Origin of the sequence: Vibrio sp. SSH13-20 (assembly GCF_040104475.1) — a bacterium.
In the GTDB taxonomy this organism is placed as follows: Bacteria; Pseudomonadota; Gammaproteobacteria; order Enterobacterales; family Vibrionaceae; genus Vibrio; species Vibrio harveyi.
Genome location: NZ_JBECOU010000004.1, coordinates 516,311 through 541,948, shown reverse-complemented (window position 1 = coordinate 541,948; position 25,638 = coordinate 516,311). Strand labels below are relative to the sequence as shown.

25 protein-coding genes are annotated in these 25,638 nt (G+C 45.1%); 12 read left to right on the top strand and 13 right to left on the bottom strand.

Features of this window, described 5'->3' with window-relative positions; translation table 11 throughout:
- Positions 1-52: 52 nt before the first annotated feature.
- The 7 genes from ABMY42_RS14500 to ABMY42_RS14470 form a co-directional block, all read right to left on the bottom strand.
- Positions 53-634 (bottom strand): DJ-1/PfpI family protein, encoded by a 582-nt coding sequence (locus ABMY42_RS14500; protein WP_005449929.1) that lies wholly within the window; start codon positions 632-634, stop codon positions 53-55.
- On the bottom strand, positions 634-1,275 hold the full coding sequence (locus tag ABMY42_RS14495; protein ID WP_171373840.1) for a bifunctional 4-hydroxy-2-oxoglutarate aldolase/2-dehydro-3-deoxy-phosphogluconate aldolase: 642 nt from the start codon (positions 1,273-1,275) through the stop codon (positions 634-636). The genes ABMY42_RS14500 and ABMY42_RS14495 overlap by 1 nt, the downstream gene beginning before the upstream one ends.
- Complete coding sequence (locus ABMY42_RS14490) at positions 1,268-2,215, bottom strand: sugar kinase (RefSeq protein WP_050940120.1); 948 nt, start codon at positions 2,213-2,215, stop codon at positions 1,268-1,270. The genes ABMY42_RS14495 and ABMY42_RS14490 overlap by 8 nt, the downstream gene beginning before the upstream one ends.
- A 98-nt stretch (positions 2,216-2,313) precedes the next feature.
- The gene (kduD, locus tag ABMY42_RS14485) at positions 2,314-3,066 is read right to left on the bottom strand and encodes a 2-dehydro-3-deoxy-D-gluconate 5-dehydrogenase KduD (protein ID WP_005449923.1); all 753 of its coding nucleotides are present in this window, start codon (positions 3,064-3,066) and stop codon (positions 2,314-2,316) included.
- Between the two features lie 9 nt (positions 3,067-3,075).
- Positions 3,076-3,909, bottom strand: coding sequence for a 5-dehydro-4-deoxy-D-glucuronate isomerase (gene kduI, locus ABMY42_RS14480; protein ID WP_050908746.1), 834 nt, complete (start codon positions 3,907-3,909; stop codon positions 3,076-3,078).
- A gap of 14 nt (positions 3,910-3,923) precedes the next feature.
- Positions 3,924-5,681, bottom strand: a complete 1,758-nt coding sequence (locus ABMY42_RS14475) for a sodium/substrate symport (RefSeq protein WP_050908747.1) — start codon at positions 5,679-5,681, stop codon at positions 3,924-3,926.
- A gap of 11 nt (positions 5,682-5,692) precedes the next feature.
- Complete coding sequence (locus ABMY42_RS14470) at positions 5,693-6,853, bottom strand: glycoside hydrolase family 88 protein (protein WP_005449918.1); 1,161 nt, start codon at positions 6,851-6,853, stop codon at positions 5,693-5,695.
- Positions 6,854-7,181: 328 nt separating this feature from the next.
- Here ABMY42_RS14470 and ABMY42_RS14465 point away from each other — a divergent pair, with 328 nt between their 5' ends.
- From ABMY42_RS14465 to ABMY42_RS14445, 5 genes are all read left to right on the top strand, one after another.
- Positions 7,182-8,429 (top strand): carbohydrate porin, encoded by a 1,248-nt coding sequence (locus ABMY42_RS14465; RefSeq protein ID WP_009696492.1) that lies wholly within the window; start codon positions 7,182-7,184, stop codon positions 8,427-8,429.
- Positions 8,430-8,504: 75 nt separating this feature from the next.
- Positions 8,505-9,656, top strand: coding sequence for an anaerobic sulfatase maturase (locus tag ABMY42_RS14460; RefSeq protein ID WP_038897640.1), 1,152 nt, complete (start codon positions 8,505-8,507; stop codon positions 9,654-9,656).
- Between the two features lie 15 nt (positions 9,657-9,671).
- A complete protein-coding gene (locus ABMY42_RS14455; RefSeq protein ID WP_349266463.1) occupies positions 9,672-11,417 on the top strand; it encodes a DUF4955 domain-containing protein in 1,746 nt (581 codons plus the stop codon).
- A gap of 96 nt (positions 11,418-11,513) precedes the next feature.
- Positions 11,514-13,385 (top strand): DUF294 nucleotidyltransferase-like domain-containing protein, encoded by a 1,872-nt coding sequence (locus ABMY42_RS14450; RefSeq protein ID WP_009696495.1) that lies wholly within the window; start codon positions 11,514-11,516, stop codon positions 13,383-13,385.
- Positions 13,386-13,388: 3 nt separating this feature from the next.
- Positions 13,389-14,096: an exonuclease domain-containing protein gene (locus tag ABMY42_RS14445; protein WP_349266462.1), complete on the top strand. Its 708-nt coding sequence runs from the start codon at positions 13,389-13,391 to the stop codon at positions 14,094-14,096.
- Positions 14,097-14,172: 76 nt separating this feature from the next.
- On the opposite strand, the gene ABMY42_RS14440 is transcribed toward ABMY42_RS14445, so the two are convergent.
- On the bottom strand, positions 14,173-15,174 hold the full coding sequence (locus tag ABMY42_RS14440) for an arginine deiminase-related protein (protein WP_050908660.1): 1,002 nt from the start codon (positions 15,172-15,174) through the stop codon (positions 14,173-14,175).
- 407 nt (positions 15,175-15,581) lie between these two features.
- Here ABMY42_RS14440 and ABMY42_RS14435 point away from each other — a divergent pair, with 407 nt between their 5' ends.
- Both ABMY42_RS14435 and ABMY42_RS14430 read left to right on the top strand, forming a co-directional pair.
- Positions 15,582-17,420, top strand: a complete 1,839-nt coding sequence (locus ABMY42_RS14435) for an ABC transporter ATP-binding protein (RefSeq protein WP_274877388.1) — start codon at positions 15,582-15,584, stop codon at positions 17,418-17,420.
- A gap of 640 nt (positions 17,421-18,060) precedes the next feature.
- A complete protein-coding gene (locus ABMY42_RS14430; protein ID WP_038897634.1) occupies positions 18,061-18,768 on the top strand; it encodes a hypothetical protein in 708 nt (235 codons plus the stop codon).
- A 100-nt stretch (positions 18,769-18,868) separates the two neighbouring features.
- Here ABMY42_RS14430 and ABMY42_RS14425 read toward each other — a convergent pair whose 3' ends face one another.
- Positions 18,869-19,345, bottom strand: coding sequence for an Lrp/AsnC ligand binding domain-containing protein (locus ABMY42_RS14425; RefSeq protein WP_005449899.1), 477 nt, complete (start codon positions 19,343-19,345; stop codon positions 18,869-18,871).
- Positions 19,346-19,667: 322 nt separating this feature from the next.
- Between ABMY42_RS14425 and ABMY42_RS14420 the strand changes: the two genes are divergently transcribed.
- On the top strand, positions 19,668-19,835 hold the full coding sequence (locus tag ABMY42_RS14420; protein WP_005449897.1) for a hypothetical protein: 168 nt from the start codon (positions 19,668-19,670) through the stop codon (positions 19,833-19,835).
- 7 nt (positions 19,836-19,842) lie between these two features.
- Here ABMY42_RS14420 and ABMY42_RS14415 read toward each other — a convergent pair whose 3' ends face one another.
- Entirely contained in the window at positions 19,843-20,091 is a 249-nt protein-coding gene (locus ABMY42_RS14415) for a hypothetical protein (RefSeq protein WP_005449896.1), read from the bottom strand.
- Between the two features lie 534 nt (positions 20,092-20,625).
- On the opposite strand from ABMY42_RS14415, the gene ABMY42_RS14410 reads away from it, so the two are divergent.
- The 3 genes from ABMY42_RS14410 to ABMY42_RS14400 all read left to right on the top strand — a co-directional run bounded on the left by ABMY42_RS14410 (position 20,626) and on the right by ABMY42_RS14400 (position 22,035).
- Positions 20,626-20,988: a hypothetical protein gene (locus tag ABMY42_RS14410; RefSeq protein WP_009696502.1), complete on the top strand. Its 363-nt coding sequence runs from the start codon at positions 20,626-20,628 to the stop codon at positions 20,986-20,988.
- Positions 20,975-21,424: a hypothetical protein gene (locus ABMY42_RS14405; RefSeq protein WP_009696503.1), complete on the top strand. Its 450-nt coding sequence runs from the start codon at positions 20,975-20,977 to the stop codon at positions 21,422-21,424. Before ABMY42_RS14410 ends, ABMY42_RS14405 begins: the two co-directional genes overlap by 14 nt.
- A gap of 164 nt (positions 21,425-21,588) precedes the next feature.
- On the top strand, positions 21,589-22,035 hold the full coding sequence (locus tag ABMY42_RS14400) for a GNAT family N-acetyltransferase (RefSeq protein ID WP_009702245.1): 447 nt from the start codon (positions 21,589-21,591) through the stop codon (positions 22,033-22,035).
- A gap of 18 nt (positions 22,036-22,053) precedes the next feature.
- Here ABMY42_RS14400 and ABMY42_RS14395 read toward each other — a convergent pair whose 3' ends face one another.
- Positions 22,054-22,293, bottom strand: coding sequence for a hypothetical protein (locus ABMY42_RS14395; RefSeq protein WP_005449890.1), 240 nt, complete (start codon positions 22,291-22,293; stop codon positions 22,054-22,056).
- A 413-nt stretch (positions 22,294-22,706) separates the two neighbouring features.
- On the opposite strand from ABMY42_RS14395, the gene ABMY42_RS14390 reads away from it, so the two are divergent.
- Positions 22,707-23,237: a GNAT family N-acetyltransferase gene (locus ABMY42_RS14390; RefSeq protein ID WP_005449889.1), complete on the top strand. Its 531-nt coding sequence runs from the start codon at positions 22,707-22,709 to the stop codon at positions 23,235-23,237.
- A gap of 95 nt (positions 23,238-23,332) precedes the next feature.
- Here the strand turns inward: ABMY42_RS14390 and ABMY42_RS14385 are convergent, their stop codons facing one another.
- Entirely contained in the window at positions 23,333-23,842 is a 510-nt protein-coding gene (locus ABMY42_RS14385; protein ID WP_005449888.1) for a MerR family transcriptional regulator, read from the bottom strand.
- A 180-nt stretch (positions 23,843-24,022) separates the two neighbouring features.
- Positions 24,023-25,516: a sodium/proline symporter PutP gene (putP, locus tag ABMY42_RS14380; RefSeq protein ID WP_005449887.1), complete on the bottom strand. Its 1,494-nt coding sequence runs from the start codon at positions 25,514-25,516 to the stop codon at positions 24,023-24,025.
- Positions 25,517-25,638: the final 122 nt, after the last annotated feature.

Below are 25,638 nucleotides of genomic sequence, written 5' to 3'. Positions count from 1 at the left end.
ATTAAGCTCTTAACCGTGGATGACTAGGGGCTATTCGAAAGGTCAACAGACACTAATGGTTTAGTGGCCAGTTTGAGAAATAAATATGATCCGCTTGCCAATCAACGTCTTTGTTGTCTTGGAACAGCTTCGCAGCAACCGTAAAAGCAAACTCAAAGCTCACCCCTAACCCTTTCGCACTGATGAAAGGAGCGTCGACAACCACAGGCTGATCAACATATACGCCATCAGAAAAGTTCTTCTCTAGACCACCACCCGTTGTGTAATGGTGCTGCCCTAGAAGCTTGTTTGCTGCCAGTACTTTGGCACCGGATGAACACAGTGCACAGATCCACTTATCTTCTGCGATATGTATTTTTAGAAACTCAATCACTTTGCTGCTGCACGTCAAATTGTCCGTGCCCATTGGACCGCCCGGCATCATCACCGCATCGTACAGCTCTGCACTTTTTTCTGACAGCAAGTAGTCTGCAGAAATCAACGTTTTGAAATAGGAGCTCAGTGGTTTGCGATCGTGTATCGATAATACGTCCACTTCAATTTTGAGTCGGCGCATAATATCAATAAAGACCACCGCTTCTGCCTCTTCAAAACCATCCGCTAATAAAACGGCAACACGTTTAGTCTCCGCCATTACTGCTTCTCCTGTTGATTAACCACCTTTACGGCTTCTCTCGTTAAGCGTCCTATTTCTTCCCAGTCTTGGTTTTCAATTAATGATTGGGGCACCATCCATGTACCACCACATGCCACCGTATTCGGTAACGCTAGGTACTGATTGATATTGCCTTCGTTCACCCCGCCAGTTGGCATGAACTGCACATCTTTATAAGGACCAGAAAGGGCTTTGAGCATGGCAACACCACCTGCAGCCTCTGCAGGGAAAAACTTCATTAAACGAACGCCTTGCTGTCGTGCTTGCTCCAACTCGCTCGGAGTACAAACGCCTGGAATAAATGGAATGCCTTTGACAGCACACGCTTGCAAAGTATCTGGGTTAAAGCCCGGCGCTACAATAAATGATGCCCCAGCTAGAGTCGCTTGCTCGACTTGCTCTGCATCCAAAACCGTACCAGCCCCAATATACATATCAGGCTGAGCAACGCTCAGTAGTGCGATAGCCTCCGCCGCAGCTGGGGTTCTAAACGTGATTTCAATGACGTTCAAGCCATTGTCAGATAAGGCTTTGCCTAACGAGAGCACATCTTCAGCGCGCTCAATCGCGACTACAGGAATTACTTTATAAGACGCAAGTTTTGCACCTAAATTATTCATACAATTTGTCTCTTAATAGATCAGTTATTGGTGACGGTACAATGGCACCTTTATATTGAATGACTTTGCTAGCCAATAAGTTGCCAATTTGACATGACGTGCCGAGCTCTAAACCTTCGCCTATTCCCCAAATAAAGCCAGCATTGAACGAGTCACCAGCTGAGGTGGTATCAATCACTTTTTCCACTGGGCTAGCAGGATGATGGGTCACAGAATTGTTCCAGTTTGCTAAAGATCCGACACTGCAACCGTCCGCTCCTTGCTTGATAACGACGACCGCTTTGCTTTGCTGATTGAGTCGTTGAATGGTGGTCTCAAGGCTTTTATCGCCCCACAGAGCCTGTTCATCATCGCTGGTTAGCAATAAGTAATCGCTGATGTTGACGATGGCTTGATACCAATGTTGAGCATCGAGCCTACTACTCCATAAACTCGGACGATAATTGCTATCGAAAATAACTCGAGCCCCTCGGTGACGAGCATCTGTCAAAATCGAGATAAGTTTGGCTCGGTCCTCGTCATCTAAAATGGCAAGAGAGATGCCCGATAGATAAAGAAAATCAAAGGACATAAGCGCTTGTTCAATCTTTGAAAATTGCTCATGCTTGAGTAATTGAGACGCCGCCGATTGATGTCGCCAATAAGCGAAACTGCGCTCTCCAGCATCATCTAATTGGATCATGTAAAGCCCGGTTGGATGTGCTGGGTCAATCAATACATATTGAGTATCAATCCCTTCTACTTGCCATTTTTCTGCCATGTATTGAGAAATCGAATCTTCACCTAGCGCCGTGATATAGGCTGGCTTTAAATCAGGATTTAGGCGACTGAGATAAACCGCAGTATTTAATGTGTCACCACCATAGCTCTGAGTCATTTGCCCAAAAGGCTGCCCACTGAGCTCGATCATACATTCGCCGATCAAGGCTATTTTTTTCATCGAAAACACCGAAAGTAACGTAACAATTCCGAAAGAAGCTCGGGAATAAAATCAGAAAGAAAATGCCTGCGAATGCAGGCATTTTGGGAGTATCGGTATTAGCGAGCGAGCCAGCCACCATCGACAGCTAATGTATAACCGTTCACGTAATCAGACGCTGGTGATGCTAGGAAAATCACAGGACCCGCCAAGTCTTCAGGCAAACCCCAACGTTGTGCAGGGATACGCTCTAAGATCGCTTGGTTTCGATCTGCATCGGCGCGCAATGCAGCGGTGTTATTAGTCGCCATGTAGCCTGGGGCAATCGCGTTCACATTAATGTTGTGTGCTGCCCACTCGTTCGCCATTAAGCGGGTAATCCCCATAACGCCACTTTTCGATGCTGTATAAGAAGGCACTCGAATACCGCCTTGGAAAGAGAGCATAGACGCCACGTTGATGATCTTCCCGCCGGTGCCTTGTGCGATAAATTGTTTCGCAACCGCTTGAGACAAGAAGAACACCGACTTAACGTTAATGTCCATTACGTCGTCCCAATCTTGCTCAGAGAATTCCAACGCGTCATTGCGACGAATAATGCCTGCATTGTTAACCAAGATATCGACACGACCAAATTCTGTCACAGCACGATCTACAATCGAGCTAATGTCATCCGTTTTCATCAAGTTCGCTCGGATATCGATGAATCGGCGACCTGTTGCTTGGATTTTTTCGATGGTTTCTGTCGGCTCAACAATATTCACACCAACAATGTCACACCCCGCTTGGGCTAGCCCTAAAGCCATGCCTTGCCCTAAGCCTGTATCACAACCTGTCACAATCGCGACTTTATCTGTCAGTTTAAATTCCATGTTTTGCTCCTAGCGAAGATCGGTGGTTTTAATGTGGTCCATGTCGTCGAACGTTTGGTTCTCACCAACCATTCCCCAAATAAAGCTGTAGTTTTTGGTCCCCACTCCAGAGTGGATAGACCAACTCGGAGAGATAATCGCTTGCTCGTTGTGAACCAAAATATGACGAGTCTCTGTTGGTTCACCCATCATATGGAACACGGCTTGCTCCGGCTGGATATCACAATACAAGTACACTTCCATACGACGTTCATGTGTGTGACAAGGCATGGTGTTCCATAGGCTGCCAGCTTCCAGTTTGGTTAGCCCCATCACTAACTGACAGGTCTCAACAACATCTGGCACAATGTATTTGTAAATAGTTCGTTCGTTACAGCTTTCACTATCTCCTAGCGTTACTGGCATCGCATCTGCTTGAGTGATTTTACGTGTAGGGTACGCAACATGAGCAGGTGCACTGTTGTAGTAAAATTTCGCAGGCTGACTTTCGCTTTCACTGCCAAATGACACCGATTTTGCACCTTTACCAATGTATAACGCTTGTTGGTTTTCTAGCTCGTAAACCTCACCATCAACGTCAACGTAGCCCAAGCCACCAATGTTGATGATGCCCATTTCACGGCGCTCTAGTAAGTAATCCACACCGAAATCTTTACCAATACCATCGAAAGAAACTTTCTCTTGCTGCGGCATCACACCACCAAACAGAATGCGGTCGATATGACTGTACGTCATGGTGTAGCTGTCAACCTCGAAGATGCTCTCAACAAGGAACTCCTCTCGTAACTGTTGAGTGTCTAGCGTTTTTGCGTGTGCTTTATGAATGCCTTGACGTGTGTTCATATTTCTTTCACCTATCATTGTGTAACACTTGCGATTTTTTGTTTATTTCCAAGGCTTTGAGAGTAAATCAAGCCTCCGACGGTCATGATGAACAGACCACAGATTAAGAAGTAATAAGCATGCTCGTTCGGAACTAAGAAGAATGCAGTGATGACGCCACCAAAGATCAGCGTTAAGCGACCCAAAATTCGACACTGCATCACATCAGACTCTTCCATGCCTGCTGGCGAGACAATTGGTGTCTTTTGATTCGTAAAGAACTGTTCGATCGCACTCTTTCTTTCCCCTTCAGGCGCTTTGTAGAACAAGCCTGTGCATAGGAAGAAGCCAACCGTGATAATGGCGTGCATAAACTGGGTAATAACCACACCCAAGTCCCCAAGCTCACGTCCTGTTAGCGCTACGCCAATCGTTTCTGATACCCATTGAGCGTTAAAGACATTGTTACTGATTAAGCTAACCACGAAACCGAAACAAACGGTCGCCCAACCTGCCCAATCAGGAACACGTTTGATGAACATGCCAAGAGTTTGAGGGATCATCATCGGAATATTCACAAGACCCGCAAAGATGATCATCATGGAGAACAAACTGATGCCACGTAATTCGTTAAGGAACAGCGCGAAGCCAATGACAATCAACCCCATCACACCAGTCGAAATCTTACTTGCGCGCAACTCTTGCTCTTCCGTCGCTTCTTTATTCAACATTGGCTTGTAGATAGATTTCACAAACGATGCAGCAACAAAGTTAATGCGTGAATCCAGTGTCGACATTGTTGCGGCGAACATTGCCGAAACCACTAACCCCACCATACCCGCAGGAAGAAGAACCTGAACTGCAGATAGATAAGCCGCTTGATTCGCTTTTGCACCGAGTTGTGGGTACATCCCCGCAAGGTCAAGACCTGCACTTGCAGACCACATTGGAGGGATAAACCACATCACGCTACCAAATGCGAACAACAGTGCGGTAAGGTAAGCCGCTTTTCGAGCTTGAGCCGAGTCCTTCACGCACAAGAAACGAACTGACTGACCAATGTTGTTCATGTCGATGACACGTTGAATAAAAATTGCGCCAATCCACAGTAAGAAGATTTCTTGGTAGTGGATGCCATTACCCGTCCAAAGCGCAGCCCCCTGCCAGTGATCAGTAATATCGGTAACGCTGTCTACGTTGTTCATCACCGCAATAAAGGTCACAACACTGATGGCAACAATCAATAACGCCTGTAAGAAGTCACTTGAAACAACAGCCCAAGCCCCACCTGTAATGGTCATGAAAACAACGGCTGCACCTGTGATCACAATAGCCAATTGAATGTTGATACCAATCACCGCAGAGATAAAAATTGAAACTGCATACAGCGTAATTGCACCACCCATCAGACCGGTGATCATGTAGATAAACGTGTAGAAACGCTCTGTCTTCGCACCGTAACGCTGACGAATCGCTTCCATCGGTGTAATTACATTAAGCTGTCGAAAACGAGGGGCGAAAATACGCGCACAGATCAGATAGCCGATAATGTTAAAAACAAAAATCCAAACGACTGCAAAACCATCAATGTAAGCTTTACCTGCCGCGCCAGTGAAGGTCCAAGCACTGAACGTAGTCATAAAGGCACTAGAGCCCGCCATCCACCAGACCATCTTGCCGCCTCCACGGAAATAATCGCTGGTATTGGCAACTTGCTTACGGAAAATAAACCCAAGCAAGACCATGAAAATAAAATAAAAAACAATCGCGCTAATATCGTATCCAGAAATCATTATCAGTTTCCTTACCAGAAGTAGCGTTGATGACCGCAGATACGCATCAATGCTTCGAGATAGTAGTAATCACCGTACGGCAGCATGTTGTTTGCCATGTCTTTTGCGACAAACGATGCGCCTTGAGAAAGTAAGCCATGAGCAGAAGGGTCTGCCGTTAGATCGCATTGTTCGATCAATCCTTGAACTAAATGCATGCCCCATTGCTCGAAGAAATCACGCTCTTGCTCGTCCTCACAAAGGCTCGCAATCAACAAGAAGCCTGCTGCTGTAATAGCCCCCGCTGAACTGTCTTTGTATGGGTGCTCAGACTCTGGTAAACGGTAATCCCATACAGGAACCGCATCATCTTGCAGGTAAGGCGTGACAAACAGCGCTAGCTTTTTCGCAAGCGCCAAAAACTCAGGATTCTTGGTATAAAGGTAGGTTTGAGCAAAACCATGAATAGCCCACGACTGACCTCGAGCCCAGCAAGAGTCATCTGCATATCCTTGAAAGGTTTCACCTTTGATTGGCGTTTGAGTCAGCGGATCAAAGTTAAAGGTATGAAAAGTAGAGAAATCATCACGAACAATATGCTTAGCCATTGTTTTTGAGTGATTAATTGCTGCATCTTTTAATACATCACTATTGGTTTGATTTGCTGCCCAAAAAAGCAGCGCCGTATTTTGTAGCGAGTCGATAATTGTTTTTCCCTGAGTTTTTTCAGGACCAAGAATGTGAGTTTCATTCCATGCAACAATATATTGACCAAGTCGACGGTAGCGTTGATATAAACTATGAGCAGCTTCTATACCCATTGATTTATATTCTTCATCTTCGGTTAACATATAACCAGCAACGCAACTTAATGAATATTGAAAGCCTAAATCATGATCATGCCAATTTGGGTTGATAAGTAATTCTTTAAAATAAGGTTTACGCATATTTGCGCTATTTTTGAACGTCTCATCACCTGTCAGCTGGTAGCAAAGCCACAACTGACCAGTCCAAAATGAAGAAACCCAATCTGAAGGACCACAGTATCGCCATGTACCATCTTCATTGCCGATCTTAGGGTTATTAATGCCAATACGAGGGATATTATTTTTAATTGAAGAAACAGCCTTTGTTAATTGCTCTTCAAAATTAGTGCTTTTATACCTTTTTGAGGGATATGCATGTTCTATCATTGCGACTCGTTCCAGGTTGATTATTTTATTTCACGTATTTTTTATCTGGAGCCAGTTTATGAAGATATGAGAGCTTCATTCAATGTGTAAAAACATGCAAAAATGAAAAAAAAGAAACTACTTCGGTAATTTTCCTTATTTAGGTAACAATTTGTGAATAATGTCACAGAGCCAATAATTGAGGGCGATCACGCTTATAATATATGAATCAATAGAGTTTCATTTTTTGCATCCCTCAGCAATTTTCTTCATTCAAATAAAAAAAATAATCACTTAATTTCTGTTGTGACTTTCGTCTTTGAAAAATAAATAGAACAAGGAAATTAATGTGAACCACTCTACGATCAAAACCTCTCTTCTCATGACATCAATTGCCTTATGCAGCCAAGGTGTTGCTGCGCAAGATATCGATTTTTCTGGATATTTTCGTGCAGGTGCAGGTTCTAGCTCAAGCAATGGTGCGATGGTGTCTTACAACAAACAGAAACTTGGTCGCCTCGGCAACGAAGATGACATTTATCTGGGCTTAGGCTTGGGGACTCAGCTTGCGAAAACCGATCAATACGATGTCTATTTCCAATCTCGTTTTGTTTACCAGTCAGATGGTTCAAACGATTGGGAAGCCATGGATGACAGCGATACTGACTTCATGTTCAAAGAAGTAAACGTAGCGGTGAAAGGACTGATACCTTCTCTACCCGAATCTACTGTATGGGCAGGTAAACGCTACAACCAACGTCACGATAACCACATCATTGATACCTACTACTGGAATGTGTCTGGTACTGGTGGCGGTATTGATTACATTCCTGTTGGTGACGGTCTGTTGTCTGTCTCTGCCATCCGCTCAGATCGTAAAAGCCAAAACTTTGATGATCCAGGCACGAAGAACAACAAGCTCAACGTCAACATTTTCGACATTCGCTATAAAGGCATCAAACTATGGGAAAACGCTGAGCTGGAAGTCGGTCTTGACTACGGTATGCCAAATGAGTCGGACGAATTTACGTTGCAAACCGAAGATGGTGTGATGGCTACTGGCTTGGTTACCTACGGCGGTAAATGGGGTAAGAACAATACGGTTTTCCAATACGGTACCAACGGCTTCTCCAAAGCGCTGTTTAACGACCATGCAGGTAAAAACTACTTCGCAGAAGTGCAAAAAGATGCGTCCGCTTACCGAGTAATGAACTATGGCTTGTTGAAACTGACCGACGACGTTGTACTTGCTCACTCTCTGTTCTGGACCTCTTCAATTGACGATATCGAGATCAACCAGACCACAACACAAACGACTTTTTCAGCGGTTATTCGCCCTGAATACAGCTGGGACGACAACAATAAAACCGTACTCGAGCTAGGCTACTTCGATGCGACGACTGCCGATGACACCCCTCAATCAGCTAGCAAGGTAACACTTGCTCAAACTTGGTCGCCATCTAAGAGCTTCTGGGCTCGCCCTGAACTGCGCGTATTCGCGACTTACTTCCAAGACTATGAAGACGATCATGCATTCGGTGATAACAATGACACCGAATTCCAAGTCGGTATTCAAGTTGAAGGCTGGTTCAAATAAGACAAAGCCTGCTCCTTCGGGAGCAGGTCTTTTTCTGTGAAACAACAATAAGTCTAGAAATAAAGGAAACGCGGAATGCAGTCATCTTACCCTTTTCACATCATGGCAAAGCCGACAGGATCTACCTGCAATATTCAGTGTGACTATTGCTATTTTCTCGGTCGTGAAGAAACGCTGAAAGAAGTGACTGCGAACTCAATGCCGCTCGAAACATTAGAACTCTACATTAAGCAATACATTGAAGCTCAACCCACCGAACAAGTGGTCTTCAGTTGGCAAGGTGGTGAACCAACACTGCTCGGTCTCGACTACTTTGAAACCATCATCAAGCTGCAAAAAAAACACAACCCACTTGGTAAAACCATTCATAACGATTTGCAAACCAACGGAATGTTGCTCAACAAGCCGTGGTGTAAGTTTCTTAAAACTCATCGTTTCTTCGTCGGGTTAAGCATCGACGGAACCCAAGAGGTTCATGATCATTATCGCCACACACGCTCAGGTAGAGGCACACATAAAAAGGTGCTCAATGCGGCGGCTTTGCTTCATAAATACCACATCCCTTTTGCGACCCTCACTTGTGTGACTCAACAAAGCACACACTCTGCACTAGAGATTTATCGCTTCCTGCGTGATGAAGTGAAAACCAAACAAATGCAATTTATCCCGATCGTGGATAAAGCCGAGCTAGAAATGCGCTCTTCATGCCTTGTCACCACTCAAGAACCTTATTCTGTTTCCCCACAAGGTTGGGGGGAATTCATGACAACCGTCTTTGATGAATGGCTGAAAAACGATATTGGTCAGGTTTACATTCCAACCATTGAGGACTGCCTCGCCGTTCTACTGAATCATCCCTCTTCATCCTGTGTGACAAGCCAATATTGTGGTCGTGCTCTTGCGATAATGCAGGAAGGCTCCGTCTACAGTTGCGATCACTACATCGAAGATAGCCACCGCTTAGGTAATGTCAAAAATACACACTTGGCGCAAATGGCATGCGACCCAAAACAACAATCTTTTGGTCTCGATAAGACCCACTCACTTTCTCAACAATGCCAGCAATGCCCATACCTTAAGTTCTGTTTTGGCGGTTGCCCTAAAGACAGGGTGCGTTCAAACAAAGAATCTTCTCCGCAAAATTACCTCTGCTCAGGATTGCGCGCTTTCTACCAGCACGCCATTCCAGCATTAAAACAACGCATAAAAAACGTGTACCCCCAATAACAAGGAAATGATTCCATGAGATACAAAATAGGAACTCTCTCTGTCGCTTTGCTGCTTGTCGCTTGTAATAGCGAGTCGAGTGTCGAAAACACCAGCCAATACTGGACGGATTTTGTTGCCAGCCGAGATTCAGCATCAGGTCTGTTGGATACCTCAACAACACTACCTGAAGAGCGCATTCTTCAAGACTACTCCTTTGCTGGTTATAAATTCAGCGATACGCCATTACCGGCACCCGCCCCAACAGAAACGGATGCTCTATACCAAGTGTTTAATGTCCAAGATTTTGGGGCAATACCGAATGATTCAATCAGCGATAAAGCTGCGATAAAAGCCACTATTGAAGCGATGAAACAAAGCCGTACGACGAATCCCTCTGAGTCAAAAATCGCTGTGCTTTATTTTCCTGAAGGCACTTACATCATCAATAATGCCGCAGATGATGCCCTCATCGATCCAGATAACGTGGATGATATTAAGAACAAGCAGCCGATTTTCGTCGATCTGGATAATGTTGTGGTGAAAGGCGATGGCATTGGTAAAACCGTGCTCAAAATGGACACCTATTTGCAGCCAGAAAATCCATCCAAAAAATGGACGACGCCACACATGTTTCAACTCGGAGCAAGAAGCGACACCGAAACCACAGCCGCAACTATTGAGCTTTCACAAACGCTTGAAGGCGGCTCAAGCTTTTCTGTTCAGGTAGACAGTAGTGCAGGTTTTTCTGTCGGCGACAGTATTCAAATTTCTGCTTTGATTCAACGCGAGCCAGCAATCAACGATGCAATCTCACCGTACCTCATCGAGTACAAAGCCTCAGCACCAGACACGCCAGTTTGGGCAAATCTGGTTAAAGGGCTCGATAAACGCGAGAAACATACCATTGCAGCTATTGATGGCAATGTTCTGACATTCTCTACCCCAGTTGCACATACGCTCGAGCAAGCCGACACCTGGCAAGTGAAAAAAGTCACCTCTTATGAAAACGTCGGGATTGAGAACATGACGATTTCTGGCAACTGGCACGAAGAATTTGTCCATCATGAAAGTGCCTTGCACGACAGTGGTTATAGCTTGTTAGCACTTAATCGAGTTCATGACAGCTGGGTAAGAAACATTGAACTACGCGATTTCAACCAAGGAGGCGTGCTATGGAATACCTACAATGTGACGGTTGATGACGTCACGCTGTCCGGAACGCCGGGACACCTTGCTTTCACTATCATGTACGGCAACTACAACTTAATTGAGAACATTACCGACAACTCTCACGCTTGGCATGCGCCTGGCGTATCGAAATACTCGATTGCCAATGTGTACAAAAACAGCCAATACGCCGCTGACTCCTCTATTGATTTGCATGGTGAGCAGTCCATGCACAACCTATTCGATAACATGAAGGGCGGATGGATTTATGGTCGCTGGGGCGCGAGTTCTGGCAACCAACCAAACCATCTAAAAGGGCTCACTTTCTGGAATCCTGTCAACACTGGCGTAAGCGCAAATGAATTTATGTTTATGAAGGATGATGGCATCTACGGTCGTGTAATTATGCCTTACATCATCGGGATGACGGGCTCAGAATTCTCTGTCGCACCACAAGCCAAGTACATCAATACCATGATCGAAAACGGCACTGCGAACTACTCCGAAGTACCCGATGAAAGCCTTAAGCAAGCACATTTGGAGTCAATCGGTACGGCGGTTGAACCAGCATCACTGTTCGATGCACAGTTGAATTTACGCCATGCTAAGTAACCGATGAATTCGAGGTAAAGCCGAAAGGCGATGTCACTTAATAATATCGACAGGAGGCTCAAGTCGAGCCTCCTATAACAACCAGAAGCTGTCCTTATGAAAACCTCCGCAACACTCAATATCCTGCACTTCTTAGAGAAGCTCGACCCTTTTGATAAGCTCCCCACAGAGATCGTTGAGCAGCTCGCCGAACTCGTAGTGGTGCGTTACCTCGCGAAGGGAGAAACTATAGACGAAGAAACTCTAAGTCAGTCGGCGCACTTGTACTTCATTCGCTCAGGTGCAATTGAGCAAAAAGACTCGACAGGAGGTTTGTTGGCTCGATTGGGAGAAAATGACCAGTTTGGGTTTACCTTCTTTCAAGATTCTTCCCTTCAATCACAACGTTATCAGGTCTACGCACTAGACAGCACCTTGCTTTACTCCATCCCCTACGAAGCTGTGCGTAAGGTGATGAGCAGCGCAAGCGCAACGACAGATTGCTTTGATCCACAAGCACCAAAACGTCTAAACAGTGCTGTCAATCACTCGCAACACAAGGAAAACAAAAGTTTATTCTTCAGAACTGTAAAAGACATCGCGAGTGAAAACATTACGTCTGTGGACTATCTAACCCCGATCCAAGACGTAGCAGAACGAATGTGTTCTCGTCCTAAAAGCTCTTGTGCCGTCGTAGAAAAAAGCGGTGAATTGGTGGGAGTTATTACCGATCGAGACATGACTATGAAAGTGGTGGCGAAAGGGCTCCCACTCACGACGCCAGTTCACCAAATCATGACCTCTCCTGTAACCGTGATCGATGAAGATGAGCGGATCATTGAAGCCATTTCACTCATGCTAGAGCACAATATCCGGAGCCTGCCTGTCATATCAAAAGGGCAAGTCTGCGGACTGCTTACGACCACCCACTTAGTACACAACCACCGTACCCAATCGTTGTTTTTGATTGAGAAGATTCGCTACGCTGATTCTATCGAAGCTCTTGCCAAGCTGCGCGACGAGAAAGAATCGATTTTTCAGGCGCTGGTTGAAAACGGCACCTCCTCAAATCTACAAGGCAAAATCATGTCGATGATCATGGATGCGTTTACTCGCAGAATCATTGAACTAACGGAAAAGGTACTTGGTCCTGCGCCCTGTAAGTATGCTTGGATGGTGGCAGGTTCTCATGCGCGTAATGAAGTGCATCTCTTATCTGACCAAGACAATGCCATCGTCGTTGAAGATGACAAATTCCAAGAGCACCAACTGTACTTTGCCCACCTTGCGATGCGAGTTTGCAACGCTCTAGCGGCTTGTGGCTACCCACTTTGCGATGGTAAATATATGGCGGCATCTCCTCGGTGGTGTCAGCCTCTGCAACGTTGGAAGCACTATTACAATAAATGGGTTTCTAGCCCGGAGTACAATCAATTATTGAATATCAGTGTGTTCCTAGAGACCCGCGCCATCTATGGCTCTTATGAGTTAGTCGAGGAGTTACAAGATCACCTCAACGATTGTATTCAACACAATTCGAGCTTCTTGCCATGCTTGACGCGAGATGCCATTAACATTTCACCACCACTGAGCATCTTTAATAACTTGGTGGTAGAGAAAGGTGGGGAGCACAGCAATACCTTAAACATCAAAAAGTACGCTTTGAATCTCATCGTAGATTTAGCGCGAATTTTCAGCCTCTCGGTAGGATGCAAGCTTGCTGGCACAGAGGAGCGATTTCGTTATGCTATGACTCATAAAGCCATTTCTGAAGATGCCTGCGAGAGCATTATTGAAGCGCTGCGATTCATCAGCCAAGTTCGCTTCCGCCATCAATTGCATGCTATACAAAACGGGCATATACCCGATAACCACATCGCACCCGATCAATTCAGCAGTTTTGAAAGAAAGCACCTCAAAGAAGCGTTTAAAATCATCGGTAATTTGCAAGACGTCGCAAAGCTCAGGTTTGTAAAGGGAAACCAATAAGCCATGTTGACGAGTCTAAAACACAAGTTCCACTTGGAGAACATCGAGACACTTCGACAACATATCGAAGAGCAAGGTGAATGGGTTGGCGGTTGGGGAACCTATCTCAGCACTCCATTACCCTCTGTCACGTCACCACTTCAACAGCTTAAATATGTCGCTATTGACTTCGAGACAAGTGGACTCGATTTTAAACACGACCAGATTTTGTCTATTGGTTTAGTGCCATTCAGTTTTCAACAGATCGAACTGTCGACCGTTGACGAGCTTTTTATTTCACACGGGCAATACATCACCGCTAAAAGTGCCAGCGTGAACCAATTAACCCCCAAGCACCTCAGCCAAGGGCTCACTATCGATGCAGCGATGAATAAACTCTTTGAAGCCTTGGCAGGAAAAGTGGTGTTAGCTCATGGAGCATTCATTGAGCAAGGCTTCCTGTCGCGCTACCTCAGCAAAAAGTTTGGCATCGTTAAACTTCCCTTTTACTTTATCGATACGATGGAGCTCGAACGACGATTCTTATCATCAAACCTTGTTCATAGCCCTTCCAGCTTTCAGCTTGATGACCTCAGGGAGAACCTTGGATTCCCTGCTTACTACAACCACAGCGCAGCAAGTGATGCGTTAGCATGTGCCGAGCTTTTTATTGCCAGAGTGCATAAAACGACTTCACTCGCCAATGCCGCTCTACACAAGGTAATGTCGTAAATCCGCTGGAGCCCATCAATAAAAAAGCACCACATCTTTCAACATGGTGCTTTTTGGGGGGAAATTCAGAGTCGGTTTATAGCACAGCTTTGCGACTTGGTAGGAACACTTCGCCTAACATACAACGTACAGAGCCACCGCCAATCGATTCGATGGTAGAAACGTCGAATGGCAGCAATTTACCGTGTGTCGCTAGTTGATTTCTTTGTGCTGGAGAGAACGCATCGTAAGCCGATTGAGACATAGCAATCACCTTATCGCCGCGTACCGTTTCCAGTTGAAGGATGTTGCCGCAAAACTGGTTCATCTGTTCAAGAGAAATCGAGATCACCTGCTTGTCTTTCGCCAATGACTTGAGCACAAAGCGACGCTCAAACTCTGGGATCACTTCATCACAAATCACACAGAACTGCTCACCCACTGCCATCATCACGTTAGTGTGGTAAATCGGAGCACCAGAAGGCAAACGGGTTTGGAAAGAAATCACGCGATCATAACCAATGCGCTTGGCGTAATCTTCTAAAACCAGACGATCGCAACGTTGTGAGAGCGCGGCATAAACGGTTTTGTTGAAGTGATCGAACACCATTACGCCCGTACTTTCTAGGTAGGCTTCTTCATCTAGATATTCGGTCAGTGAGTCTTGTTGATGCACTTCTCGACCTGCGTGCGCTAATGCAGCGACCAACGCATCCGGACGAACTTCATGCTGACGGTTTTCACATGCCATCGGGAAGGTATACAAAGTGCCCTCTGGAGTGGTGCTAAACCAGTTATTAGGGAAAACCGCATCTGGCGTGGCTGTGTCGGATTGAGGGTAATCAAACTCAACGACTTGCACGCCTTCTTTACGCAAGGTTTCAACCATCGCGGAAAATTCAGCCATGGTGTTACGTGAGACCTCTTCTTGAGTCAGAGAAACTTGGTGTTGAAACTCGTTGTCTTGCGCAGTTTCTTCGTTAAAACGAAACTCTTTAGGTGGCACCATCACAACGCAATTTGCGGTATGACGCAGAGCACTTTGCGTGCTTTCTTCTTTTCCATGTGCATTCTGAGGCACTGATTCGTGTAATAGCATCCAATACATTCCTTTTCACTAGAATGATGAGATTGTAAATTTATTGTTAACCGCAGTTTTGCTGTTTTTAATAATAAATCCATCAACCAAAAGTAAATATTTTGGTATAAGACCGGATTAACCCGACTTTTTATTGTCACTTTGCCGATTTACTGTTTTGTGACGCGTGAATGCTCATCTCAAGAATAATGCACTAGCGAATTCTTTATAACCAACTAGTTACATTTAAAAGGCAATCGGTTAGACTATTTTTTCGCCTCTCACACATACGCAAATACGTCTGCTTTTCTGGCTAGCAGACCACAATATGTCTTATCTCCACGTTCAGGATTTCTGCCTCGTCCAAGGCAGGAAGAATTGACGGATTCACCCTCTGACGTGGCAATGCTTTAACTTTAGGATGAGTTATGTTTAAACGATTTGAAGGCTTTACCGAGCCGTTCCCCAAATCACAGCCTGACCAACCCCCAACTGGGATTTACGCCTTCTTGCGCCATTACACGCGCGGCTTTGAGAAACCGCTGATCATCATGTCGATCATGTCGACGATTGTGGCGATCGTAGAAGTGTCTCTGTTTGGTGCCATGGGTCAGTTGGTTGATTGGCTATCCACCAGCAATCCAGAAACCTTTTTGCAAGACAACAAAGCAGACCTTATTTTCTACGGCTCTTTATTGCTGATTGTCATGCCGATTTTGGTCGTGGTTTACTCACTGCTGATTCACCAAACCCTGCTGGGTAACTACCCAATGTCGGTACGTTGGCTTGCGCACCGTTACTTGCTAAATCAAAGCCTGAACTTCTATCAGGATGATTTTGCAGGGCGTGTCGCCACCAAGGTGATGCAAACCTCTTTGGCGGTGCGAGAAACCGTCATGAAGACGATGGACGTGTTTGTTTATGTCTTGGTTTACTTCACCAGTATTATCGTGATGCTGGCGGCGGCTGACTGGCGCTTGATGATCCCAATGTTGGTTTGGCTAATGGCGTACATCGCTATTCAGATCCACTTTGTTCCGAAATTAAAGGCCGTGGCTACTGAGCAAGCCGATGCTCGCTCCACCATGACAGGGCGCATTGTCGACAGCTATACCAACATTCAAACCGTGAAGCTGTTCTCACACAGTAAACGAGAGACCGAGTACGCCGAAGAAGGCATGAAAGGCTTCTTGCATACCGTCTATCGCCAAATGCGCTTAGTGACCGGCTTCGATGTAGCAGTAGAGATCTCCAACTATCTATTGGTGTTCTCGGTGGCTGCGCTATCGATTTACTTGTGGTTGGATAGCGCGATTAGCGTTGGTGCCATTGCAATTGCTATCAGCTTAGCCCTGCGTATCAATGGTATGTCGATGTGGATCATGTGGGAAGTCGGTGCCCTATTCGAAAACTTGGGTACTGTCGTAGATGGCATGAAGACGCTGTCTAAACCGATCGACATCAAAGACAAAGCCGATGCGAAAGATCTGCAAGTTTCTCAAGGCGGCATCCACTTCGATAACGTGAGTTTCCATTATGGTGAGAAAAAGGGCGTGATAAACAACCTCGACCTTAATATCAAACCGGGTGAGAAAGTGGGCTTAGTTGGACGATCTGGCGCAGGTAAATCCACCTTAGTGAACTTGCTATTGCGCTTCCACGATGTAGAGGAAGGTTGCATCAAGATTGATGGGCAGGAAATCTCGAGCGTCACGCAAGACTCGCTACGCTCGAATATTGGTATGGTGACGCAAGATACGTCTTTGCTACACCGCTCAATCCGCGACAATATCTTGTATGGCAACCCAGATGCGACTGAAGAAGACCTGATTAAAGCGACTAAGCAAGCGCACGCACACGAGTTTATCGAAACCCTAACCGACCCGTTCGGCAACGTGGGTTACGACGCACAAGTGGGTGAGCGCGGTGTGAAACTGTCTGGTGGTCAACGCCAGCGTATTGCGATTTCACGTGTACTGCTAAAAGACGCACCTTTGCTGGTACTGGATGAAGCGACTTCAGCACTGGATTCAGAAGTTGAAGCCGCCATTCAAGAAAGCTTGAACGAGCTGATGCAAGGCAAAACCGTTATCGCCATCGCGCACCGTTTATCGACCATTGCGCAAATGGATCGCTTGATTGTGCTTGATAAAGGCAACATCGTCGAACAAGGCACACACAAAGAGCTTATTGCCAACAACGGCATTTACGCTCAGCTTTGGGCGCACCAAACAGGTGGCTTCCTTGGGGAAGAGCTCGAGGGTTAACGTTCTTAAATTGCAGTAAATCACCAAACTAAAACGGCGCAATAAGCGCCGTTTTTTCATTCGATTTTGCTATGTCGAGCCGCTTTCCCAAGAAGACACCCCACACAAATAGTGATGGCGATCACTTATTTTCTCAGATATAAAACAATTTTGTGGGTGAAAGTCACACTTTTTCTGGTAGTATGGCGTCCCGTTGCGTAATCGTTAGTAGTGGACACAACGCAGAGTAGCAAGCTGGATTCATTTGTAATTTCACTTTTTGAGAAACAGCTATACTCAATTGATGGCTTAGTTATTAATCTAATAATAAGGTAATTAGCTTATGTGTAAATGTGGTTCAATGCAGATCGTACAAGTAAAACCAAGTTGGGCAGACAAATTGTTCGGCTACTCAGAGCGCTGGAAATGCCAACTTTGTTGTAAGGTCTTCCGCTTCTAAAAACACAATAAAAGTACACTTAGAATTTCTAAGAAAAAGCAGTGACCCGGCAGTGAATGTCGGGTTTTGTTTTTTTAGCGCTAACCTATTTCATCCCCCCTAAAAGCAGACCCAATCAAGCTCAACCTAGCATCTCTCTACCAGTTAGGTATAGAATCATGCCCACTTATTACTTCATCAATTCATACATAATCGGTCACTATGAACAAAAGTTTGCTGACTAATATCCTCGCGATCGCCATGATGGGCGCGGGATACCACATTCAAAATGATTACCTTTGGTACGCGGGTCTATTCGCTTTTTCTGGCGCGATCACCAACTGGTTAGCGATTCACATGCTTTTTGAAAAAGTACCCGGCTTGTACGGTTCAGGTGTCATTCCAGCTCGTTTCGAAGAGTTTAAATTGGCAATCAAAAACTTGATGATGGAGCAATTTTTTACCGAAGCGAACATCGATCGTTTCCTAAACAAGGAAATGGCTGGCGGCGTAAACATCAACCTAGAACCAGTGATCGAGAAAGTCGACTTAAACCCTGCCTTTGATTCTCTAGTGGAAGTCATTGAAGGTTCTCAATTTGGCGGCATGCTCGCAATGTTTGGTGGCGCAGAAGCGCTACAACCAATGCGTCAGCCATTTGTTGAGAAGATGCAAGAGTCCATCATCGAACTGAGCAAGAGCGACAGCATCAAAGAAGTACTCAAAGAGCAGTTAGAGTCACCAGCAATGATGGATGAAATCAAACAGAATATTGAAAGCATCATCGATCAGCGCCTAAGTGAATTGACGCCAGCGCTGGTAAAAGAGATCGTACAGAAGATGATTAAAGAACACCTTGGCTGGCTCGTCGTTTGGGGCGGGGTATTTGGTGGTCTGATCGGCGTACTGACAACCTTCGTCAGTGCCTAAGAGCCATCTAATCACTAATGCTGATTAACTCGCATTAAGAACTCAAAAGGAGTCCAATTGGCTCCTTTTTTGTATCTGTGTTTCGCACACTTTGTGCAATTTAACCAAGCAGCTCGGGATTCACCCCAAAGCCCGTCTTGTGTTCTTCAATAACCACTTCACTACGAGTTTGTATCACACCAGGCAACGTCCCAAGCTTACTCGACATAAACTCTTGGTAAGCCTTCATGTTCTTCACTCGCACTTTGATCATGGTATCGAAGTCACCTGACAGCGAATAGCACTCTTCTATTTCAGGCATTAACTCTACCGCTTTAGCAAACTTTTCAAAAATCGAAAAGCTGGTTTGATCTAAGCGAATATGAATGAAGACCTGCACATCCAACCCAAGCTTCTCCGCATTGAGCTCGGCATGATAACCATTTATGTAGCCTTCTTTCTCTAACCGTTTGACGCGCTCAGAGCATGGTGATGTGGTTAAGTTAACCTGCTTTGCCAGTTCTACGACCGGAATTCGCCCACGAGAATGCAGCACTCTCAAAATTTGCAAATCAATTCTGTCTAATTGGTAACTCATTAACCACATCCTTGTAACAACTCAGGAGTCATCAGAGTAATAGTAACTATTCAGTTTGCAAATAGTGATATCAACAACGTGTGAAACATGCATACATTTAACGTTTGCCCAGCACAAAAATTCATCAAATAGTCAAAAAATAAAAACATTCATCTGCATAATTTATAAATCAACACACCAATATTGGCGACTTTATTAATCAGATAATTTTGTTAACAAAATAATGGAATGATGAACTTTGAAGAGAAAAACATGAGCTGCAGAGAAAAGAAATGAGCCAAATGATAAGGCAATAATAGGTAAAAATATTAAGGAGAAAGCAATGTTAACCCTACAACTCGCGTACAAACCATTTGGCGTTGGAGAATGGACGTACACGACCGTCTCACACGAAGTCGCAAAGTCTCTGGCGTCTGAATATGCGTCTTACGGCTGGCCAGTTATGATCGACGGATTGCCATTCGCAACAGAAAAAGATCTTGCTGCGTAAGCGTCAATTACATAATTGCTGATGTCTGTCGCGCTGGATGCTGAACCACTTCACCAATAGCGCGATGGTTACAACAACGGCAGTAGTACTGCGGCTCCATCTCGTAGTAATGCTCACCCGATACAAACTTTGCCATCAACTGAGTAAAACTGACGACTTTGCCAGTTAGCGTGGCGATATGCTCTGGTTCACAACGCTTCATGATCACTTTATGCTGCGTTGATCTTCTACAAACTGAGCAATAAATATCCGGCATTTCTCTTCTCCCTGATTTTCTGTGCTACTGACAATTGACATATTTTGTTCAAAATAATTCCACAATTAAAAAGCCCCTTTAGTTTTTTGTGCCCCACATCCAAAAAATTCCGCACACGTGCCTGAAAACTGAGACCTTGGTCAGACCTCAACTTTTGTATCAAATTATGAACAATAACGCCTATGTATGTAATACTACGAGATACTACGCATAAGTAATTGTCACTGTGTATTTTTTACATTCGGCATTAAAGAGCGTCTTGATTCCGACAGGTGAGAGAGAACGGATACCTCTCTTCCGACTCGTGTAATTTACAGTGTGAATTGTGCACAAAAAAAATCGCACTACCCATCGCGCAGTTCAATGCGGATTTGATGCGAATAACTAAACCTGAAAGCGTTCCGCAAACTAAAGAAAGCACTGAGTATACGGTGGGACTTGCCTCTTAGATTTGTTGTTCAGCGAAACTAAGCGGCTCTCATCGTGACATTATGATGTGCAAAAGATAACTAGATAGAACATGGAGTCATTGGCATGGAAAGCCTCGCAAAATCTCTCAATCAACAAGGGTTCCGCTGTCATGCGCTAGATCGAAAGGTCAAAGTAGAACTTGGTAGCTTTGGGCAATACGTTTACGTTATTAAGGACTACCAAACTGGTCACTATTTGGTTCAGCGCCATTTAACCGTCCAAATGGCGACGTTTATCCTTATGTTGAGTACAGGTCTGTATGGCTTAGTGACCAAAGGAAGTGGTATCAGCGCGGTCCTTGCGGCTATCTCAGTTGGTGGGCTAATAAACCTGATTTTAATTGAAGTGAAATCTCAGCCGCTTACACAAGCTCTGCGTAAACTGTCAAACATAAGCAGCGAGGAAATTCGAAGTGATCATTCATGAGACCTCACAAAACCTACCAAAGAACAATCCGTTCTTATTCAGCATTTGGTTTCTATCACTCACCTACTTTGCTTATATAGGCGGTTACCTATGGTTAATAGGGGCAGGATTGGCTGTATTTATTCTATTGCTGTACGTATTACATCTATCTAAGCGTAAGTGGTTTACGCCAAAATCGATCAGCATTGAGCCCGCTTCTAACAGTTTGAAGTACCATCAAGATTCTACAGTGTACTTTCGTATTCCATTGAATGAAATCAGCAAGGTTCAAATTGAGAAAGAACCTTTCAGTAATAACTGCTTGATGCTCTACACCGCCACAGATTCCTATCAGGTTCCAAATTCCAACAACTTCGATAAACTACAATTAGCGCAATTAATGAAACAGATCGAAGAGAAAATTGATGATAGAGATAGTCAAAGCGCAAACGAATGACATTATACCCAAGTGACTTCAAGATGCAGGATTCAGAGCGTTGTCATTGATTCGAGTTCAAGGAAAACAACACAGCGTAATAGCAAGCTCTTTCCAAGTTGTTTGACGCAGAAAGCGGGGCAATGACACGCTCCCGAAGGGCGAGCTGTCTTGGGTATATACAAGTGGCGGATTTGGTTTCTAAAGTTACACAACGCCACATCCTTGAGCACTTTACCGAAGAAGGAAAACGGCGCTTTCTCGCAAGAATCGGACAAGATGTGACACAAGCAATAACGCATCCAGACTTTTTAGCCTTAGCGGCGTTCCGCGACAGTAAAGTGGTTGGCTTTGCCGCTTTAAAAGATGATAACTATCTCACCCACTTATTCGTCGCAACCAAAGCTCAAGGTCATGGTTTGGGTAAACAACTTCTCGATACGATACTGGACTCAACCCATGATAAGCCAAGAAGTTATGTGCGTCTTCGTTCAGCCCCCAACGCAGTTTCGTTTTATCACAAGCACGGTTTTGAACCTACCGATGATCTCTGCGAGAAAGAAGGAATTCGTTATGTGCCAATGCGATTAGCGCTCGTTTCCTCTCTTGAAATACAAAAAAGCCAGCAGTGATGCTGGCTTTTCTCTCTCTTAGTCTTGAGCGACTTTCACGCGAATCTTGCTTTTAGCTACGCTGGTCAAGTTCAGCGCTTCCAGTGCAGAAATCGCTTCTGCTTCATCTGGCATGATCACAAAGCCGAAGCCTTTTGATAAGCCGGTTTCTTGATCAAGAACCAATGTACAAAGCTCTACCTTCCCGTGTGCAGAAAACAGTGCACGCATGTCTTGCTCAGTCGTTTGACGAGCCAAGTTTCTTACTAAAAGTTTCATAGTGAACCTAGTGGTTTTAATAACCCTACGATTCTCTCAGGTTCTTCAAAACAAACCAAGTGAATAATATTGTATACCCAAATGACTTCATGATGCAGGATTCAGAGCGTTGTCATTGACTCGAGGTCAAGGAAAACAACGCAGCGTAATAGCCAGCTCTTTCCAAGTTGTTTGACGCAGCAATCGAGTCAATGACACGCTCCCAAAGGGCGAACTGCCTTGGCTTGTATACTTTGTTGCCGATTCTTGATTTAGACCCACTAGACCTTTAAATCGCCGCCGCGTATACAAACCAAGTCATTCTCGCTGAACCTAGCATCTCGAGGTTATTTGGGTATACGAACAACTAGATCATTCTAAGTACATCTGCTTAAATGATTTTTCTTTCATTTTTCACCCAAAGGAGAGCCGATATGGAAACGAAACGTCTTAAGCTAATCCCTGCTTGTTTAGAACGTGCAGAAGAAGCACACCAAGCAGTACTGCGTAGCCAGAAGACACTCGAAGTGTATCTTCCTTGGGTGCCACATGTGCTCACACTAGAAGCAATGATTGAGGGGACAGAAAAAGCCATCGCCAACTTTGAAAGTTTTGAAGGGGAGTTGCGTTACTTCATTATTGAAAAAGAAAGCGACCGTTTAATTGGTGCAGTAGGCTTAATGATTCGTGATCAAGAAGTGCCGTCGTTTGAAATCGGTTACTGGCTGGATGATGCCGCGGTGGGCAACGGCTACATTTCCGAAGCGGTGCTTGAGCTAGAGCGCTACGCGTTTGAAGACCTCGGTGCAAGACGCATTGCGATTATGGCAGATTCAACCAACCTAAAAAGCCGTGCTGTCGCAGAGCGTTGTGGTTATGACTTTGAAGGTGAGTTGAGACACGACCGCCTCTCTACCTCAGGGGAATTGAGTAACACTGTGGTTTACTCAAAGATCCGTTTCTAAGCAGTTTATGATTAAGTAAGCTGTTATAAAAAATAAGCCTCACGAAGAGGCTTATTTTTATTTAACCGGTTTTTAATGTCCTGCTTAAGCGCTAATTATAGAGCGCGAATGCGCACAATTTCGTCTTGCTCAATACCCAAAGATTCAAGGAATTTTTGGTGCTCAGCAGGCTCCATCTCTTCAAATTTCTGGTGCCATGTCACCATGTCGCTTTCAGAGAAGCCCGCCGCTTGCATGATTTGTACCCAACGTTCTTTAGTCACAATATTATCCTCTATCAGTTGTGGTTCTTGTAATAGCACCACGATCGCTTTTTGCTGCGCTCGCAGATTTTGAATCTCGCGTTCGAGTTCATTGAAATGGTCTTTCAAGATCTCCGCTTGAGATTTGCCTTTCTGTGCCAACAAAGTGCGTATGCTGGAAATCGGTAACCCATAAGAACGATAAGACGAGATGGTTTTTAAACGCTGCATCTCTTTTTCTCCATACCAGCGATAACCGTTTTCTGAACGATGTGCAGGCGCTAGCAAGCCTTCACGTTCATAGTAAAGAATCGTAGTACGAGAGAGTCCACACTCTCTGGCCAGTTGGGTTACGGTTAGCATAGTGGCTCCTTTTGTCGGTACAGACATAGCATCAGCCCTACACTGATAGACGGGTCAACACGTTTTTCACTATACCTCAGAAACTCTCTAATTGAGGTATTGGTGCGTCATTCAAATCACCATCGAGTAAGCACAAAAAAGCCCGCGACGAACGCGGGCTTTGTTTTTAATTGAGAGGAATTAGTCTAGCTCAACCAATTTCTTCTCGTATTCTTTGTGTTGCTCAAGCACTTCTTGCGCTGCACCACCTGTCAACTTACTTACAACAATGATCGCAATCGTTGAGAAGATGATGCCCGGTACGATTTCGTACACATCGAACCAACCGCCTGTTAGCTGTTTCCAAACCACGATAGTCACACCACCGATTAGGATACCTGCTAGTGCGCCGTTGCGGTTCATACCGCTCCAGTAAAGGCTAAGCACAACTGCTGGACCAAACGCTGCACCAAAGCCTGCCCAAGCGTAAGATACAAGACCGAGAACAGAGCTGTCTGGCGTCATTGCTAGGAATAGCGCGATAAGAGAAATCACGATAACGCCCACACGACCAATCATTACCACTTCTTCAGACGTTGCATCCGGCTTAATCACTTGCTTGTAGAAGTCTTCTGCTAGAGCAGATGACGATACTAGAAGTTGTGAATCCGCAGTACTCATTACCGCCGCTAGGATTGCCGCCAATAGGATACCGGCAATCACTGGGTGGAATACCGTGTTCACCAATAGCATGAAGATTTTCTCACCATCTTCTAGTTGCGTACCAGGGTGACCTGTTACCCACACTAGACCAACAAGACCAACTAGCATTGCGCCCGCCATAGAAAGCGCAGTCCAACCTACAGCGATACGACGCGCTGTTGTTAGGTCTTTGTTCGAACGAGAAGCTTTAAAACGCGCTAGGATGTGTGGCTGACCGAAGTAACCTAGACCCCATGCCACCAACGAGATGATCGCGATAGCCGATAGAGGCTCGCCTTTCGTATCGTTCCATAGCGTTAGTAGCTCTGGGTTAATGTTGTGCATGTCCGTCGCCAATTGACCTAGACCACCATCCATCACAGCAACTGGCACGATCATTAGTGCTGCTGCCATCAATAGACCTTGCACCAAGTCCGTCCAAGATACCGCTAAGAAACCACCGAATAGCGTGTAAGAAACCACACACACCGTGCCAATGATAACGGCAATGCTGTAATCCAAGCCGAATACGGTCTCAAACAGTTTGCCCCCTGCTACCAAGCCTGAGCTGGTGTAGAAAAGGAAGAATAGAAGAATGAAGAACGCAGAGATTGTCTGAATCAGTTTCGACTTATCGTTAAAGCGACGCGACAGGAATTCAGGCAGCGTTAGCGCATCAGTTTGAATGCTGTACGTACGTAGACGTTTTGCACTGATTAACCAGTTTAGCCATGTCCCCACAAGCAGACCACCTGCTAGCCAGAACGCTTCAATACCTGCTGCATATGCATACCCCGGAAGACCGAGTAGCAACCAGCCACTCATGTCTGATGCGCCTGCAGAAAGTGCCGCTGGCCATGGACCAAGGCTACGACCACCTAGGAAGTAGTCTGATGAATTGGAAGTCCTCTTATACGCGTAAACGCCAATGGCAACCATAATTAGTAAGTACGCCACAAAAGTGGTCGTGATAGCAAAGCTATTTTCTATCATTTGATAGTCCTCGTTATAATTATTTCCTTCCTTGCCTGCTTTGATATTTTGCCATCGCAGCAATACATCAAAGTAAGAGATACCAACCCGAGTAAGCTCTCAGGCTCTTTTGGTTCAGATTG